The sequence below is a fragment of the Oleiagrimonas sp. MCCC 1A03011 genome (genome assembly GCF_003267965.1).
Classification (GTDB): Bacteria; Pseudomonadota; Gammaproteobacteria; order Xanthomonadales; family Rhodanobacteraceae; genus Oleiagrimonas; species Oleiagrimonas citrea.
In genome coordinates this window covers 487,105-504,102 of record NZ_MSPY01000002.1, presented here as the reverse complement: position 1 = coordinate 504,102, position 16,998 = coordinate 487,105, and the positions used below count along the sequence as shown (strand labels likewise).

At 66.6% G+C, this 16,998-nt stretch carries 12 protein-coding genes and 1 riboswitch; of the genes, 5 read left to right on the top strand and 7 right to left on the bottom strand.

Translation table 11 applies throughout. The annotated features are described in order from the left end of the window. The first annotated feature begins 12 nt into the window (after positions 1 to 12). Positions 13 to 210 carry a hypothetical protein gene (locus BTJ49_RS05890; RefSeq protein WP_113064418.1) on the top strand — a complete coding sequence of 66 codons (198 nt, stop codon included), beginning with the start codon at positions 13 to 15 and terminating at the stop codon, positions 208 to 210. A gap of 64 nt (positions 211 to 274) precedes the next feature. Here BTJ49_RS05890 and BTJ49_RS05885 read toward each other — a convergent pair whose 3' ends face one another. Next, positions 275 to 517 carry a glutaredoxin family protein gene (locus tag BTJ49_RS05885; RefSeq protein ID WP_113064417.1) on the bottom strand — a complete coding sequence of 81 codons (243 nt, stop codon included), beginning with the start codon at positions 515 to 517 and terminating at the stop codon, positions 275 to 277. A 57-nt stretch (positions 518 to 574) separates the two neighbouring features. Here BTJ49_RS05885 and BTJ49_RS05880 point away from each other — a divergent pair, with 57 nt between their 5' ends. Then, the gene (locus tag BTJ49_RS05880) at positions 575 to 1,957 is read left to right on the top strand and encodes an L-serine ammonia-lyase (protein WP_113064416.1); all 1,383 of its coding nucleotides are present in this window, start codon (positions 575 to 577) and stop codon (positions 1,955 to 1,957) included. A 135-nt stretch (positions 1,958 to 2,092) separates the two neighbouring features. On the opposite strand, the gene BTJ49_RS05875 is transcribed toward BTJ49_RS05880, so the two are convergent. Continuing rightward, positions 2,093 to 5,002 carry a diguanylate cyclase gene (locus BTJ49_RS05875; RefSeq protein ID WP_168184679.1) on the bottom strand — a complete coding sequence of 970 codons (2,910 nt, stop codon included), beginning with the start codon at positions 5,000 to 5,002 and terminating at the stop codon, positions 2,093 to 2,095. 239 nt (positions 5,003 to 5,241) lie between these two features. On the opposite strand from BTJ49_RS05875, the gene BTJ49_RS05870 reads away from it, so the two are divergent. After that, complete coding sequence (locus tag BTJ49_RS05870; RefSeq protein WP_113064414.1) at positions 5,242 to 6,915, top strand: APC family permease; 1,674 nt, start codon at positions 5,242 to 5,244, stop codon at positions 6,913 to 6,915. Between the two features lie 44 nt (positions 6,916 to 6,959). Here BTJ49_RS05870 and BTJ49_RS05865 read toward each other — a convergent pair whose 3' ends face one another. From BTJ49_RS05865 to BTJ49_RS05845, 5 genes are all read right to left on the bottom strand, one after another. Continuing rightward, positions 6,960 to 9,935, bottom strand: a complete 2,976-nt coding sequence (locus BTJ49_RS05865) for a type 2 lanthipeptide synthetase LanM family protein (protein WP_113064413.1) — start codon at positions 9,933 to 9,935, stop codon at positions 6,960 to 6,962. 6 nt (positions 9,936 to 9,941) lie between these two features. After that, a complete protein-coding gene (locus BTJ49_RS05860; RefSeq protein ID WP_113064412.1) occupies positions 9,942 to 10,130 on the bottom strand; it encodes a DUF6229 family protein in 189 nt (62 codons plus the stop codon). Positions 10,131 to 10,364: 234 nt separating this feature from the next. Next, positions 10,365 to 11,492, bottom strand: a complete 1,128-nt coding sequence (locus BTJ49_RS05855) for a homoserine dehydrogenase (RefSeq protein WP_113064411.1) — start codon at positions 11,490 to 11,492, stop codon at positions 10,365 to 10,367. Continuing rightward, positions 11,489 to 12,679, bottom strand: a complete 1,191-nt coding sequence (metB, locus tag BTJ49_RS05850) for a cystathionine gamma-synthase (protein ID WP_113064410.1) — start codon at positions 12,677 to 12,679, stop codon at positions 11,489 to 11,491. Before metB ends, BTJ49_RS05855 begins: the two co-directional genes overlap by 4 nt. A gap of 1 nt (position 12,680) precedes the next feature. After that, the gene (locus BTJ49_RS05845; protein WP_113064409.1) at positions 12,681 to 13,715 is read right to left on the bottom strand and encodes a homoserine O-succinyltransferase; all 1,035 of its coding nucleotides are present in this window, start codon (positions 13,713 to 13,715) and stop codon (positions 12,681 to 12,683) included. 83 nt (positions 13,716 to 13,798) lie between these two features. After that, positions 13,799 to 13,918, bottom strand: a riboswitch (SAM riboswitch). 205 nt (positions 13,919 to 14,123) lie between these two features. On the opposite strand from BTJ49_RS05845, the gene BTJ49_RS05840 reads away from it, so the two are divergent. After that, complete coding sequence (locus BTJ49_RS05840; protein ID WP_168184678.1) at positions 14,124 to 15,257, top strand: acyl-CoA desaturase; 1,134 nt, start codon at positions 14,124 to 14,126, stop codon at positions 15,255 to 15,257. Between the two features lie 116 nt (positions 15,258 to 15,373). Further along, positions 15,374 to 16,978 carry a peptide chain release factor 3 gene (locus BTJ49_RS05835; RefSeq protein WP_113064408.1) on the top strand — a complete coding sequence of 535 codons (1,605 nt, stop codon included), beginning with the start codon at positions 15,374 to 15,376 and terminating at the stop codon, positions 16,976 to 16,978. Positions 16,979 to 16,998 lie beyond the last annotated feature (20 nt).

The following is a 16,998-nucleotide window of genomic DNA, read 5'->3' as shown; positions in this document are numbered from 1 at the left end:
AAATCATCTCCGATGACCGGCACATCGATCTCCGATCAGATCAAGAGCAAGGGCATTCGCGAACACCTCCAGCGCGGCGACCTGGATGAGAGCCTTCCACAGAAAACGGGCTGCGACATCGCCACTTGCCCGCACTATGCAGCGCTGGAGAAAGCGCAGACCTGCCCTCAGCCGAACTGCGAAAACTACAAGCGCGACAAACGGCTGTAGATGCTTCTTCCCGCCCACCGCGCCGGGCGGGCCACACGCAACGCGTCGGCCAAACGCTACGGAGTCACGCTCCGGCGACCAGCTTCTCGACGGCGGCCGCATCGAACGGCCAGTCCAGCTCCCGCCCGCTGCTGGCATGACGCAGCACCGGCACACGCGTGCCGTAGCGCGCCTCCAGCGCCGCGTCGTCGTCCACCCAAAGGCTGACGAAATCGGGCGCGCGCGCCGCCGCCATCACCTCCAGCGCCTGGTCGCAGAGGTGGCAGTCGTCGCGCTGGTAGAGAATCAGTTCGGGAGAACGGTTCATTCGAGGCCGGTAGTGCTCGTACAATCCCTATTTTAGCGAACCCGCCGGACCGCACGCATGGCTGTCAGCATTTTCGACCTGTTCAAGATCGGCATCGGGCCGTCCTCTTCGCATACCGTGGGGCCGATGCGCGCCGCCGCGCGTTTCGGCGAGCACTGGCTGCGCGATCACGGCCTGCTCGACAAGGTCGCGCGCGTGCGCTGCGAACTGCACGGCTCGCTGGCCATGACCGGCCGCGGCCACGGTACCGACAAGGCGGTGCTACTGGGCTTCGAGGGCGAGTGGCCGGACCGCGTCGACCCTGACGCCATCCCGGGCATTCTCGACCGCATCCGCGAAAGCGGCCACATCCGCCTGCTCGGCACCCACGAAATCGAGTTCAACGAAAAGCGCGACCTGGTGTTCAACAAGCGCCAGAAACTGCCGTTCCACACCAACGGCATGCGCTTCAAGGCCTTCGACGCCGACGGCAACGAGCTGGCCTGCCGCGAGTACTATTCCGTCGGCGGCGGATTCGTGGTCAACCACGACGAGGCCGCCGAAGACCGCATCGTCGCCGACACCACGCCGCAGCCGTACGAGTTCAACACCGGCGACGAGCTGCTGGCGCTGTGCGCCAAGCACGACATGTCCATCGCTGCGATCATGCTGGAGAACGAGAAGGTCTGGCGCAGCGAGGCCGAGATCCGCGAGGGTCTGCTGACCATCTGGCAGGCCATGCAGGACTGCGTCGCGCGCGGCGTGCGCTCGCCGGGCGAACTGCCTGGCGGCCTGCACGTGTCGCGCCGCGCACCGGCCATGTATGCCGAGCTGCGCGACCGCCCGGAAGCCTCGCTGAAGGACCCGCTGAGCATCCTCGACTGGGTGAATCTGTACGCGCTGGCGGTGAACGAGGAGAACGCGGCGGGTGGGCGCGTCGTCACCGCGCCGACCAACGGCGCGGCCGGCATCATCCCCGCCGTGCTGCACTACTACGACCGCTTCCAACCGCGCTCGGACGAGAACGGCGTGCTGGAATTCCTGCTCACCGCGGGCGCCATCGGCATCCTGTACAAGGAGAACGCCTCGATTTCCGGCGCCGAGGTCGGCTGCCAGGGCGAAGTCGGCGTGGCTTGCTCGATGGCTGCCGGCGGCCTCGCCGCGGCGCTGGGCGCGACGCCGAGCCAGGTCGAGAACGCCGCCGAGATCGGCATGGAGCACAATCTCGGCCTGACCTGCGACCCGATCGGCGGGCTGGTGCAGATCCCCTGTATCGAGCGCAACGCCATGGCCTCGGTGAAGGCAATCAACGCCAGCCGCATGGCGCTGCGTAGCGACGGCAAACACCGCGTGTCGCTGGACAAGGTGATCCGCACCATGCGCGACACCGGCCGCGACATGAAGGACAAGTACAAGGAAACCTCGCGCGGCGGTCTGGCCGTCAACGTCATCGAGTGTTGACGGCGAGAACGGGCACACCTCCCGTTCTCTCTTTCATGACTGATCCGCGCGATACCGCTACGACCTCACGCGTACGACCTCACGCGGCGACCGGAATCCGCCCATGCCGCCGAACGTCGTCAACGCCCTCTTGAGCTAGTCGGCACGCTCGACCCGCGCCCGGCCGGAGCGCTTGGCGCGATACAGCGCGGCGTCGGCGCGGCGCAGCAGGGTTCCGACGTCGTCGCCATGGCGCGCCCAGGCGACGCCAATGGAACAGGTCGCGCGCAGTTGCCGATCGCCATCGGTGTAGCACCCCTCCAGCAGCGTCGCGAAGCGGGGCGCCAGTTCGCCATCGCTGCTCAAACCCGGCCATACCGCCAGCAGCTCCTCGCCGCCGTAACGCCCCAATGACGCTTCGTCCGGAGCCAGTCGACGCAGTCGCTGCGCGCATTGGACCAACACCGCATCGCCGGTCAAATGTCCATACGTGTCGTTGATCTGCTTGAAGTGATCCAGATCGAACAGCACCACAGCCAATGGCCGCCCGTCTTCATGCATGCTCAGCAGCGCCTCGACCAGAATATCGACCACCGCGCCGCGGTTGAGCAGACCGGTCAGCGCATCGTGGCTGGCCTCGTGCTGCAGCGCCAGACGAGCCGCCTCCAACTCACGCTTGTCGGCTTCGAGTTCGGCGGTGCGATCGGCCACCATGCGCTCCAGTTGCCGCTGACGCCGCAACAGTTGCGCGTTGCGCAGACGCCAGGTCAGCAACAGCGTGATCAACGCCAGCAGCACGTAGCCCGCACGCGCCCATCCCGTGCGCCACCAAGGCGGCACAATGACAAAATCGAACGACCATGTCGGTGAGAGCAGGCGCAGACCTGGGTCGGCCACGCGTGCCTGGAAGCGATACCGGCCGGGCGCCAGCGCCGCGTAGCGCAATTGGCGCGAAACCGAGGTATCCCACGCGCGGGCATCGGCTTCTTCATCACCCGACAGCAGTCGGTATTCGATACGAGCCGCTCCCGCATGCACGTCGCTCGTGGTCGCCAGCGCAATGGTCAGCGCCTGGCGACTCCATGGCCACGAACCGGACTGTCCCGGCACCAGACGCTGCGACCCGTACTGCACCTGCAGTGCCGACGGTGCGCGAAGCATGACGCGATGCCTGCGCTGCGGATGCAGCAGATGCGAAACACCGCCACTGGTACCGAACCAGATCGAACCGTCGCGATCCTGGTGGAACGCATGCGCCGACATGTCGTCCCAGACCAGGCCGTCGTTGCGATCGTAGCGTCGCCAGTCACCGCCATCGTAGCGATCCAGGCCGTCCGCGCTGGACACCCACAACTGACCGGAACGATCCACCGCCAGCGAATACACCAGGCTGTGCTGCAGCAATGCATCGTTCACACTGTGCAGATGTAATGCGCCCGGCCTGTCGGGATGCGTCCAGTACAAGCCGCCCGCCACCGGCGCCAGCCACAGACGGCCATCGCCCGTCCTCGCCACATCCGCGAAGCCCCCTTCGGGCATGGGCGTCACCGTGCGCATGCGCTCGAACCGTCCCTGCCGGAAACGCAGCAGACCCCGGCTGGTGGCGAACCACAGACCACCGCCCGTGGCGCTCGCCGCACCCATGTAGCGGGTGTCCTCGGGCAGACCGGTCTCCTCGCGCCGCACCTGCGGCTGCGGTGCATCCACGTCGTCGATCCGCCACAGGCTGCCGTGCGTGCCGAACCAGAGACGTCCCTGCGCATCGAACAGGGCGAACTTCGCCCAGCCCGCATTCCGAACGACTTGCTGCGCGCGCTTCGTGTCCAGGTCGTAGCGCACCACGATGCCCCGATTGAACAGGATCCACATGCGCCGCCCCTGCGGCAGCAGCGCAATGGCGTCGACCCAGTCGCGCCGGCGCAGCGCACTGGGCCACGGCGTGAGTCGCGTGGCACCGGGCTCGAGCAAGTTCCCATGGCGTTGATTGCCCAGCCAGAGTCGCCCGTCACCATCGCGCGCGATGGCCCAGGTCGGCGCGCTGTCCAGGCCCTGCGCACCCAGCCAGTTCTGGAATCGCCCATACCCGCGCCAGCGCAGTACGCCGCGCCCACCCGTGGCCAGCCATACCGACCCGGAGGGATCGAACACCAAGTCGCGGATCTGCGCCGATTGCAGCCGACGGTCATCCGCGAATCGCGTCCAGTCACTTCCGTCCCAGCGGCTGATGTGACCGGCCGTTCCCGCCAGTACGCGGCCCTGACTGTCGTTGTCGATTACCTCGACCGGATCCTTGCTGTCGATGACCAGGAAGCGGTCGCTGCCGGCCGTCAGACGCAGTAGGTGGTGCATGCCGCCGACCCACAACGCGCCGCGATCGTCGCGATGGAAGGTGATCCACTGATCCGCCGGCACACCGTGGGCGACGCCCCAGACCGACTGGTCGCCGTCTGCGGTTCGCGTGCACAACTGCGGCCCGCAAGTCGTCCACAGACGATCATGCAGCCACAGCACCGGCCCATCGGTCAGTACGCCCGGACGCAGAGCCCTCGGCCACGCAATCGGCTCCACGCGCCCATCGGCGCCGACGTGCACCAGGCGGTGCTGATGCCGAACATAGACACCCTGCGCGCCGTCCCCCGCAATCCGGCGCAAATCGTCGACGGGCACATCGGCCACGGCTTCGACCCGACCGTCGCGCCAGACATACAGGCCTTGCGCTGCACCGATCCAGATGCGCCCGTTCCTCGCCTGATACAGGTCGTTCACGCGCAAGGGGGCGCGCTCGTCATCCTCGACCGGCACGAATTCGCGCCCATCGTAGCGATACAGTCCCTTGTCGGTGCCGACCCACAGCACGCCCCGACGATCGCGCAGCAGCACATTGGTCGCCAGACTGCGCAGCCCCTGATCCCGTGTGAAGGATTGCATGGCGACGATGCGCGTTTCGCCGCTGGTGGCGCGCGCGCCGGGCGCGGCCAGGAAGATCGCCAGCAACGCGCCGCACAGCAGACCCGAATGCCATCGGATCCACTGCCTGGACGCGCGCCCAGTACTGTTCGAGCGCACTCGGTGCCATCGCCACCGCATGTACGAAACCCTCATTCCGCCGTTGTCGTCGGCGAAGTGACGGTATCCGTTCCCGATACTGTCGCCCGGGCGCCATTGTGCCCGATGCGAACGGGCGCCGCCTATCTCGACTCGGCATCTGCCATGACCTGCGGCACGGGACAGATGACCGAGTCTCTGGAAGAATGGCTCGATTTGTGTCCCACGATCGCCCCGGCGACGGAAACCAAGGAACGCGCATGACCCAAGACTCCTCGATCCGCCGCGACGTCGGCCCCTGGGCGCTGATGTTCACCGGCCTGGGCTCCATCATCGGCTCGGGCTGGCTGTTCGGCGCCTGGAATGCCGCCAGGCTGGCCGGCCCCGGCGCCATCTGGGCCTGGCTGCTGGGCGCGGCGATCATCATGACCATCGCCCTGACCTACGCCGAACTGGGCGCGATGTTCCCGGAAACCGGCGGCATGGTGCGCTACGGCCACTACTCGCACGGCTCGCTGGTCGGCTTCATCGCCGCCTGGGCCAACTGGATCGCCATCGTCTCGGTGATTCCGGTCGAGGCCGAGGCCTCGATCCAGTACATGGCCGGCTGGGACGGCGACTGGGTCGGAAACTGGGTCCATGACCTGTACAACGCGCACACGGACACGCTCAGCCATCTGGGACTGACCTTCACGGCGATCCTGATCGTGGTGTACTTCCTGCTCAACTACTGGAGCGTGAAGCTCTTCGCGCGCTCCAACAGCGCCATCACCATCGTCAAGATGATCATCCCGGTGGTCACCGGCATCGCTCTGATCGCCAGCGGCTTCGATCACGCCAACTTCAACGTGGGCGTGCACGGCGGTGCCCACACCAACGACTTCGCCGCCATCCTGACCGCCGTCGCCACCGCCGGCATCGTGTTCAGCTTCAACGGCTTCCAGAGTCCGGTGAACCTGGCCGGCGAGGCGCGCAACCCGGGACGCAGCATCCCCTTCGCCATCGTCGGCGCGATCATCCTGGCCACGATCATCTACGTGCTGCTGCAGGTCGCCTATATCGGCGCGGTGCCGTCCGAGCTGCTGGCCAAGGCCGGCTGGCACGGTATCAACCTCAGTTCGCCGTTCGCCGATCTGGCCAAGATACTGGGTCTGCAGTGGCTGGCCACGATGCTGTTCGCCGACGCCTTCGTCAGCCCCAGCGGCACCGGCATGACCTACACCGCCTCCACCGCGCGCATGATCTACGGCATGGAGCGCAACGGCACGCTGCCGAAGATCTTCGGTCGCATCCACCCCAAGTGGGGTGTGCCGCGTCCGGCCATGTGGCTGAACCTGGTCGTGGCCTTCATTTTCCTGTTCTTCTTCCGCGGCTGGGATTCACTGGCGGCGGTGATTTCGGTGGCGACGATCATTTCCTACCTGACCGGCCCGGTCAGCGTGATGACGCTGCGCCGCACCGCGCCGGAACTGCACCGTCCGTTCCGCCTGCACGGCCTGTCTATCATCGCCGGCATCGCCTTCATCATGTCCGCCGAACTGCTGTACTGGGCCAAGTGGCCGCTGACCGGCCAGATCATCCTGCTGATCGTGGCTGCGCTGCCGCTGTATCTGTACTACCAGCACAAGCACGGCTGGCACGATTTCGGACGACAGATGAAGGGCGCCTGGTGGCTGGTCGGTTACCTGATCTCCCTGGCCGTGGTGTCCTACCTCGGCAGCACCCAGTTCGGCGGCCGGAACTACATCCCCTACGGCTGGGATCTCGCCGTGGTCGCCGTCATCGGCCTGGTGTTCTTCCTGTGGGGCGTGAAGTCCGGTTGGCGCACGCCTTCCGTGGAAGCCATCCGCATCGAGGCGCACGAGCATCCGGACGCCATCCTGGTGCCGCCGGAGGAAGACGAGGCCGAAGCCATCGTCGCGCACAAGCACTGATCGGAAGAGCGTTTCTGCAACCTGACGCGACGTCGGTCGTCGCGTCAGGTTGTCTCCGCTTGCGCGGCCCGTCCCCTTGCATTCCTCGCGGCTGTCCTCGTAGAAGACATCGGTTGGCCCTGTGCGCCGAATACGCCATCGCCCGGCATCAGCAGCGACGGCAGGTCGCATTCCGGATGCATGCGCAACAGTTGCCAGGCCAGACCGCCCTCGCCCGGCAGCAGTCCCGGTGAGAACGTATCGCGGGTCATGCCGCAGGAGACGCCGTGATCCTCGACGCTGGTGAGCAGCGCCGCATCGAGCGACGCCAGCGAGAGTCCATCCGGCCCTTCATCAGCGCGAATCGCGGCCCTGAGCAGCTCCCAGGAACCGGCATCTCCGTGGCACAGGCAATGATTCCAGCCCAGCCCCAGCCGCCACGTCGCCGCAGCCGCGCGTCGCAGGATGCTTCGCGTGCGGCCATCCTGCATCGTCGCATCCAGGTGCGCATGCGCCAGACCGATACCGACGGAGCCATGACACCAGGCCGCCGCACTGCGGAAATCCTCAATCTTGCGCAGGTCGAGCCAGTTACGCTCCTCGGAATCGTAAAGCGCATCCTCGAAGGCGAAAGCCTCCAACGCCGTATCGCGATAAACGGAGCTTCCCGTAGCGCGCGCCAGTTGCTCGAGCGCCCACGCCACGCCGGTCACCCCATGCGCGAAACCGCCGATACCGTCGGGCCACATCGGATTCTTCCAGTGCGCCCGGCCGCCCTCTCGAAGGGCCAGCGCGCAGAGCTCGTTGCCCAAATCCACGGCCTGCGCGGCATAGCATTCATGACCGGTGCACTCGGCCAGCGCCAGCAGAACAGGAATCGCGCCCGCACGTCCCGTCAGCACATCGTGCGACTCCGGCGCAGCCGCAGCGGCCTCGACCATGCCGTCGGCAAGCCGACAGGCGCGCTCCAGAGTGACTTCGCTGCCCATGCCCCAGCGCTGCAGCAAAAGACGCGCCCAGACCTGCGAAGCCAGACCGAAATAGGCACCCAAGGACGCCGGCCGCATCTTCGCTCCTTCCGCGCGAACGCGCGCATTGCGCGCCTCGCCCAGATCGAGCGTGTGGACAATCCGCGCACGCAGCGTCTCAAGTCCCTCGACGAAATCGACCCGCCCGGCACGCATCTCGCGCAGATAGCCCGCCACCAGAACCGCCACGCCGGACATGCCGCCGTACAGATCCGGCCCCAGCGGGCGTACCGACCAGCCCGTCGCCGGATCGAACGAGGGCGCGATCCAGGCCACGCTGCCGTCGTCGCTCTCGATCGCGGTGGCGCGCAGACGCTGCATGATATCGGCCAGTTGCGCGCGCCGCCGAACATCGAGATCGGCGTGGCGAATGGCCTCCCGAGACGGCCATAGCGAGACCTGCGAGGGACTCCAGCCGTCGTTGACGTAGGCGCTGACCAGCGCGGAGCGGATCACCTGACGCTCCAACGGCATGTCCATGGCACGCCAGTGCGCCAACGCCGCCTCGATACGCGGTCCGGTATCGCGCCAGCGCGTACCGCGCGGTCCAACGATGCGGCCGTCGCGCACGCAGGTCGCAAAATAGGGAATGTCGCCTTCCTCGAGATCGTCGATCTCGGCCTCGATCACATCCGCCTGCCCCGGCGCGGAGGCCACGTTGTCGGCCATGCGCTTGAGCAGATCCCGCGCGCGTTCGCGCGCCGGCGCCTCGCGATGCAGCGACACCGGATGCCACAGCATGCGCGCCAGTTGCGCATACACCTCGGTCGCGCGCGTCACGATGCGCACACGGCAGTCCAGGAACGGTTCGAGCAGGGGCCGCAGACGACCCTCGGCATCGAGTCGACGCAGCGTGGCCGTCATGCCGTCGAAGGCCTCCAGCACATGCGGCCAGTACTGAGCCAGGGCCGGTTCGGGGCTTGGATGATTCTGCGCCACGGGCGCCTCGACCCAGACTTCGCCCAGGCGCGCACGGTCGGTGCCCGCGTCGACGATGTCCGGTTGCAGCATGCGCGGCTGCTGCCCGGGCAGCGAGCCCGCCGCCGAGGTGTCCACGCCTTTCCAGCCCAGTCCTGCGCCTCGACCGGGCAGGATGCCGACCCCCATCGTCGTGCCGGCAATGCGTTCGGCCGCCCGGTCCATCGCCGCACCGAACCCCGAATCACGAGGCGGCGACGGCGGGGTAAAGAGCGTCTCGCAATCGATCACGACCGGACTCGGGCCGCACGCGATCATGTTCTCCGCATGCATGTCCGTGCCACCCAGCAGGCGCATCACCGCCAGCCAGTGGCCGAGACCGCGATAGAACGCGCGCAACTCGTCGTCGCCGGACGCATAGCGATGCTCGACGCATGCGCTCCAGCCATAGCCTTCCCCGACATGCACTTCGGGGACGCCCATGCTGCTCGATTCGTCATGCTCGACCTTCAGGTCGTCGACGAGTGCCCGTAACGCCGCATCGATGTTCAACGAACGAGGCTTGTAGATGAGGCGTCCGGCATCGCAGCGCAGCAGCACCACGCTACGACCTTGAAGATGCGTATCGCCGGCACCGAGGCCGACCTCCCGCAGACGGCCGACGGGCGCGCCACACAGCGACGCCAGTTGCTCGCGATCGTTGACCCAGCGCTGCGCCAGTTCGAGCGCGGCCTGACAGCGCCCCTCGATGACCGCATCGAGACGTCGCCGCAGCCCCGGGTAATGTGTATTCATGTCTTCCCAGAACTCGATCCGGGAAGCCTTGCGCAGAAAATCCTGCCAGCGCTGCTGCGTGTCCTCGCCCTGCAGTTGACCGTTCTCGCGCGCCGCGTTCAACTCCAGCAACAACAGTCGCCCGAGCTTGCGATGCAACGTGGCCAGCAGCGACTCGCGCGCTGCGGAAAGCAGGGCCTCCTGTTCTTCGGGATCGAATCCTGGGATTCGTGCGGCCTGGGTTGCCAGCCCCTCCAATGCAGGAAGGAGCAGACAACCCAGGGCCGCGTCGAAGTCAGGGGCGTCTTGAGATGACGCCACGACCTCTTAGCAGCAGTAACGCGTGACCGAGCCGGTACACGCCGTACCGCAACCATCCAGCGTGATGATGCTGGCCTCACCGGCGATGTCGGACTCGACAAAGCCGTCACCGGCGAACAGCGGACCGGCCGGATTGTTCGTGCCAGCCTCTTCGCGCCACTGCGCGACGTTGTCGATCTGGTTCTCGTTGCTCATGATTTAGCCTCCTGCAAAAAATGAAGTTGAGAACTTCGTGCAAGAAACCCTTTCAGGCGGAGCCAGACCCGTGAACGGATGAGTGCGCGGGACTGCCACTTCCTGTAACGCTTCCAGCACGCAATGCGGGATATCGGACCTGACACCCCATGACGAACCTAGCAAGGTTGCAGGAAGCTTGTATAGACGTATGCATCACATGTGCGCATCTTTCATGCACAAACACCTAACTCCCTACACATATTCGGAAATTATTGCCTTTCCGTCTCCGGAAAGAGACAAGATATCCCCCAGCAAGGCCTGCGCCGTGACGTCTGCGCCCGCCCCCGGCCCCTGGATCACCAGTGGCCGTGTCTGGTAGCGGGTCGTCGTCAGCGCGAACAAGTTATCGGTGCCGCGTAGACCGCTTGTCGGATGATCCTCCGACACGGCCCGGAGACCGACACGGGCCACGCCATCGCGATCCAGATGCGCCAGATAACGCAGACGCCGGCCGCGGGACGCGGCGTCCGCATGACGAGCAGCGAGAGCCGCATCCAGCTCGTGCGTGCGCGCCATGAAATCCTGCAGCGGCAACCCGCGCAACGTTTCCGGCACCAGATTTTCGACCTCGATATCGCCGGGCTCGAGCTCGAACCCGGCGCTGCGCGCGAGGATCAGCAGCTTGCGGGCCACGTCCTGCCCGGACAGATCAGCACGAGGGTCCGGTTCGCTATAACCCCGCTCACGCGCATCACGGAGCAGTTCGGAAAACGGAACGATGCCATCGTAGCGACTGAACAGCCAAGACAATGAACCGGAGAAAACGCCCTCAAGATTCAGCAGTTCGTCACCGCACGCGCGCAAACGGCGCAAGGTGGCAATCACCGGCAATCCCGCACCAACTGTGGCCGCATCGCCATATCGACGGTTGCGACATCGCGCCCCCTCCGAAAGCGCGCGCCAGACTTCCAGCGCGCCCCCTGCCGCGGCCTTGTTGGCCGTCACGACGTGATAACCCTGCGCCAGCCAGGCCGCATGTGTGGCGGCAAGTCCATCGCTCGCGGTTGCATCGAGAATGACTTTTGTCTTCGCAGCACTGGCATCCAGCGCGGCCAGCAGCGCCGCGTCGTCGCGCCGATCGCCACCGCGGTCGAGATTCTCGCGCAGGCCGCGATCCGCAAGACAGTCCGGATCGGTGGTCTGCCAGCGCGAGTTGGCGGCGCCGACCAGACGCAATCGCGCACCGGCCGGCGTGTTCAACAGACGCAACCACGCCCCGCCGACCACCCCGGTGCCAAACAGCACGACGGCCACGGTGTCCTCGCGCGCTGGCGCTTCAAAGGCCGGATTCGCCCCATGTGGAGCCAGTACCGCGTTCATGCCGACACCGCAGGTTTGCGCGCTACCGCACGCTGCGCGCGATCGAGCGCAGCCCGAAGATCGTCGACCAGATCCTCGGCGCTCTCGATGCCCACCGACACCCGCAGCAGCGAATCGGCGATACCGGCCGTGCGCCGCGCTTCCGGCGCCATCGAGGCATGCGTCATGCTGGCCGGGTGCGCGACTAGGCTCTCCACGCCGCCCAGCGACTCGGCCAGCGAGAAATACCGCAGACCGTCAAGGAAGGCGCAGATGACGTTCTCGCCGCCCTGCAGTTCGAAGCTGAGCATCGCGCCGAAGCCGCGCTGCTGACGCGCCGCGAGCGCATGCTGCGGGTGCGATGCCAAGCCCGGATAGTGAACCTTCGCCACGGCCGGATGACCGTCCAGCAAGGCAACGATGCGCTCGGCGTTCTCCTGATGCACGCGCAGACGTGCATCCAGCGTACGCAGGCCGCGCAGGGTCAGGAAGCTGTCGAACGGCGCGCCGGTCAGCCCCAGGCAGTTGGCCCACCATTTCAGCTGTTCGGCCAGCTCCGGCGTGCGTGCGACGACTGCGCCACCGACCACGTCGCTGTGCCCATTGATGTACTTGGTGGTCGAATGCAGCACCACGTCGGCACCCAGCGCCAGCGGTTGCTGCAAGACCGGCGACAGGAAGGTGTTGTCGACCAGGCACAGCGCACCCACGGCATGCGCCGCCTGCGCCACGTGGCGCACGTCAGTAATGCGCAGCAGCGGGTTCGACGGCGTCTCGACCCAGACCAGATCCGGCTTGCGCGCCAGGCCCTCGCCTAGGCTCGCCGGATCGGTGAGATCCGCGAAGATCACCTCGAAACGTCCCTTCTTCGCCCAGGCATCGAGCAGTCGCCAGGTGCCGCCGTAGCAGTCGTGCGCGGCCAGCACACGGCCACCGGCGGGCACCAACTCCAAGGCCAGCGCCACGGCCGCCATGCCACTGGCTGTGACCACCGCGCCCGCGCCCTGCTCCAATTCGGCCAGTGCCTCGGCCAGCAGATCGCGTGTCGGATTGCCGCTGCGCGAGTAGTCGTAGGCGCGCTTCTGGCCGAATCCGGCGAAGCTGTAGTTGGTGGACAGGTGCAGCGGCGGCACCACGGCGCCATGCTGCGTGTCGGATTCGATACCGGCGCGCACGGCGCGGGTCGCGGAAGGTGCGGAATGGGTCATGTCAGGCTCCACAGCAGGCGTTCAGCGTCTCGCGCAGCAACGGCGCGAGCCGGGCGGTTTCCTTGAGAAATCCGTCGTGCCCGTAGACGGTTTCGATGACTTCCAGCGTGGCCGGCGCGCCGAGGGCGCGCTGCAGCATGCAGAGGTCGGCGAGCGGCACCAGACGATCGGTAGCGAAGCCGATCAGCGTCGTCGGCACACGCACCGCGGAGGGATCGACGGCATGCAGATCGATGGACTCGGACAGCGACAGATAGCGATGCGCATCGAAACGCTCGACGAAGCGCCGGCCGTTGTGTTCGAGCCAGTCCTCGACCGGAAGACGGAAACGGCCGTCGGCGAAACGCGCCTCACCGCTGAAACGCGTGGCGAATTCCTCGCTGCCTCGATAGGTTGTCAATGCCAGCTGTCGCGCCAGCGCCAACGCGCGATCGACTTCGCCCGAGCGCAGACCGAAGCGGACGATCTCGCGCTGCACGGAGCGCTGCGCCGTGGCCAGGGGATGCGGACGATGCGCGCCGGCCAGCGCAACCAGATGCCCGACGCGATGACCGTGTCGCGCAGCGAAGGCCAACCCGACCATGGCGCCGTAGGACGCGCCGATGAAGGCCTGCGCGCGCCCGATCTGCAACGCGTCCAGCAAGGCCGCCAGCGCATCGGCCTGATCGGCCGTGGACACCGCCGAAGCGCCCAGGTCCTGAGCGTCCAACCAGTCGATCGCCAGCACGCGGCACCGTCGAAGATCGATCGCGCGATCAACGCCAACCAGTGCCTGCCACCAGCCATCGCGCGGCGCCGCTTCACTGGCGCAGACGTCGCGATCGGCCGAGATGCCGCCCTGCACGATCACCGTCGGCGCACCCGGAGCACCGATCCACAGATAGCGCACGGCCACATCGCACGCACCCTCCGCATGCCGGGGCGCGAATCGGACATGGCGTACATGCCGCTGGAATGGGAAGGCGTTCCGCTCGAGGCCGCCTGCCTCGCACAGCGAGGCAGGCGGTTCGGCGGTGGGGACGGCTTGAAGAGTCATGCGGCGCTCCGGCGTGTCGACATCGACCTGCGGAGCACCGGATGAGAATCGTCACGCCCCGGGCGCATGCACCGGAACGTTTCGACTCATCTCTCGGTGAGCGCTTCGCGCCCCCGCAGGAGTTGGCACCGTGCGGAACCTTGCGGTGTCCGCGGGTTGCCCCGGCTTCGTCGGGCCTGTCCCTCAGCCGGTCTCGATGAGTGTTGCGAAGAACTCTATCGAGGCGAATGATGCATGTCAATAGACGTCTATACGTCCATATTCGAAAACATCACTCCCCTCGACCACACTCAATCCGACACATGCACGGAAGCCCATGAACTGCCGAAAAAGCCCACACCGACCGCCCGAACATCCGCTTGACGCCGGACGGAGTACCATGAGACATCCCAAACAGACGATGTCCCCATGTCCCGCAACGCTGCATCGCGCCACGGCCCGGCGACCGCCCCCTCGCCCACAGGCCGACAGGCGGGACCGCTCCGCTTCAACGGCGACAACGCCTTTCATCACGAACTCAAGCGTCGCGTCCTGGCGGACTTGCGAGAACGCGGCTGCGATCCCCGCGACAATGCGCGCATGTATGCCAAGACCGCGATCATCCTGGCGGCCTTCGCACTGACCTACGTCGCCCTGGTGTTCCTGGCGCAGACCTGGTGGCAAGCGCTGCCGCTGGCGGTCGCGCTGGGCGCGGCGACTGCCGGCATCGGCTTCAACATCATGCACGACGGCGGGCACCTGGCGTATTCGAAACGGCACTGGGTCAACCGGCTGATGGCCATGACCCTAGACCTGGTCGGCGGTAGCTCCTACATCTGGCAATGGAAACATGGTCGCTTTCATCACACCTGGGTGAATGTGGACGGCTACGACAGCGACATCGACCTGGGCGTGCTGGCGCGTCTTTCGCCCAGCCAGCAGCGACGCCCCTGGCACCGCTGGCAGCATCTGTACCTGTGGCCGCTGTATGCCGTGACCGTGCTGCGCTGGCACCTGTACGGCGACTTCCGCGACCTGCTCACCGGCACCATCGGCAGCCGGCCCTTCGCGCGTCCACGCGGCGCGGACCTGGCCGTGTTCGTGCTCGGCAAACTGGCGTTCTTCATGCTCGCCTTCGGCGTGCCGCTGGCGTTCCATCCGTGGACCGTGGTCGTGGCCGGCTATGCGGCGGTGGCCGCCGTCTCCGGCCTGCTGCTGGCCCTGGTCTTCCAGATGGCGCACGTCGTGGAGGCCGCATCGTTTCCGGAACCGACCCGCGAAACGCCGCATCTGGACACGTCATGGGCCGTCCATCAGCTGCACACCACCGTCAATTTCGCGCCGCACAACCGGGCGTTGTCCTGGCTGATCGGCGGACTCAATTTCCAGGTGGAGCACCACCTGTTCCCCCGCATCGCCCACGTGCACTATCCGGCGGTGGCGCGCGTGGTCGAACGGACCTGTCGCGAATTCGGGCTGCCCTACCATGTCAGCCCTTCGTTCGCCGCGAGCATCGCCTCGCACTACCGATGGCTGCGCAGGATGAGCCTGCAACCCGCCTGACAAGCCCGATGCTCGACCGCTCCGACAGGACCGCCCCATGAACACACCCTGCGCGCAGATGCGCGGCAGGTCGGCAGCGCGCTATCATGAGTGGTTTAACGCTGCGGCCCACGCCCATGTCCAGCCACCGCACCGAAACCGCGCGTCGGCGCACCTTCGCCATCGTCAGCCATCCTGACGCGGGCAAGACCACGCTGACCGAAAAACTGCTGCTGTTCGGCGGCGCCATCCAGATGGCCGGCTCGGTGAAGAGCCGCAAGGCCGCGCGCCACGCCACGTCCGACTGGATGGCGCTGGAGAAGGAACGCGGCATCTCCGTGACCTCCTCCGTCATGCAGTTCCCGTACGGCGGCAGGATCGTCAATCTGCTCGACACTCCGGGCCATGCCGACTTCTCCGAGGACACCTACCGCGTGCTGACCGCGGTCGACTCGGCGCTGATGGTGATCGACTGCGCCAAGGGCGTGGAGGCGCGCACCATCAAGCTGATGGAGGTCTGCCGTCTGCGCACCACGCCGATCATGACCTTCATCAACAAGCTCGACCGCGAGGGCCGCTCGCCGCTGGAGCTGTTCGACGAGGTCGAATCGGTGCTGGGCATCCAGTGCGCGCCGATCACCTGGCCCATCGGCATGGGCAAGCGCCTGAAGGGCGTCTACCACCTGGTCCGCGACGAGGTGCATCTGTACGAGGCCGGCAAGAACTACGAGCGCCAGGAAGCGAAGGTGCTCAAGGGCCTGGACCATCCGGAACTGGCGGCCGCCCTCGGCGCCGAGGCGCTGGCCGAACTGCGTGACGAGCTGGAGCTGGTCACCGGCGCGGTCGAACCGTTCGACCCGGCGCAGTACCTGGCCGGCAAGCAGACGCCGGTGTTCTTCGGCTCGGCGGTGAACAACTTCGGCGTGCAGCTGCTGCTGGACTTCTTCGTCGAACACGCGCCCGGTCCGCAGCCGCGCGCCACCACCACGCGCGAAGTCGAGGCCGACGAGGAGAAGCTCAGCGGCTTCGTGTTCAAGATCCAGGCCAACATGGATCCGGCGCACCGTGACCGCGTGGCCTTCATGCGCGTGTGCTCAGGTACCTACTCGGCCGGCATGAAGATGCTGCAGACGCGCACCGGCAAGGATGTGCGCATCGCCAACGCGCTGACCTTCATGGCCTCGGACCGCGACATCGTCGACAAGGCCTACCCGGGCGACGTGATCGGCCTGCACAACCACGGCACCATTTCCATCGGCGACACCTTCACCGAAGGCGAGGCGCTGAACTTCACCGGCATTCCCAACTTCGCGCCGGAACTGTTCCGCCGTGCGCGGCTGCGCGATCCGCTGAAGATGAAGGCGCTGCAGAAAGGACTGGCGCAGCTGTCCGAGGAAGGCGCGACGCAGTTCTTCCGTCCTCTGATGTCCAACGATCTAGTCCTCGGCGCCGTCGGCGTGCTGCAGTTCGACGTGGTCGCCTACCGACTGAAGGACGAATACGGCGTGGAGGCGGTGTTCGACAACGTCACCGTGGCCACCGCGCGCTGGATCTACTGCGACGACGAGAAGATGCTGGAACAGTTCCGCGAGAAGAACGCGCAGCACCTGGCCGTGGACGCCTCCGGCGCGCTGGTCTATCTGGCGCCGACCCGCGTGAACCTGCAGCTGACGCAGGAGCGCTGGCCGGACGTGACCTTCGCCGCGACGCGCGAACACGCCAGCTCGGTCGAAGTCGGCTAGCGAGCCACGCTCCGCCTACC

Excerpts from the sequence above, each read along its gene's own strand:
- BTJ49_RS05840 (WP_168184678.1), top strand. The coding sequence starts at position 14,124 with ATGTCCCGCAACGCTGCATCGCGCCACGGCCCGGCGACCGCCCCCTCG.
- BTJ49_RS05880 (WP_113064416.1), top strand. The coding sequence starts at position 575 with ATGGCTGTCAGCATTTTCGACCTGTTCAAGATCGGCATCGGGCCGTCC.
- BTJ49_RS05855 (WP_113064411.1), bottom strand. The coding sequence starts at position 11,492 with ATGAACGCGGTACTGGCTCCACATGGGGCGAATCCGGCCTTTGAAGCG.
- metB (WP_113064410.1), bottom strand. The coding sequence starts at position 12,679 with ATGACCCATTCCGCACCTTCCGCGACCCGCGCCGTGCGCGCCGGTATC.
- BTJ49_RS05890 (WP_113064418.1), top strand. The coding sequence starts at position 13 with ATGACCGGCACATCGATCTCCGATCAGATCAAGAGCAAGGGCATTCGC.
- BTJ49_RS05860 (WP_113064412.1), bottom strand. The coding sequence starts at position 10,130 with ATGAGCAACGAGAACCAGATCGACAACGTCGCGCAGTGGCGCGAAGAG.
- BTJ49_RS05845 (WP_113064409.1), bottom strand. The coding sequence starts at position 13,715 with ATGACTCTTCAAGCCGTCCCCACCGCCGAACCGCCTGCCTCGCTGTGC.
- BTJ49_RS05870 (WP_113064414.1), top strand. The coding sequence starts at position 5,242 with ATGACCCAAGACTCCTCGATCCGCCGCGACGTCGGCCCCTGGGCGCTG.
- BTJ49_RS05835 (WP_113064408.1), top strand. The coding sequence starts at position 15,374 with ATGTCCAGCCACCGCACCGAAACCGCGCGTCGGCGCACCTTCGCCATC.
- BTJ49_RS05885 (WP_113064417.1), bottom strand. The coding sequence starts at position 517 with ATGAACCGTTCTCCCGAACTGATTCTCTACCAGCGCGACGACTGCCAC.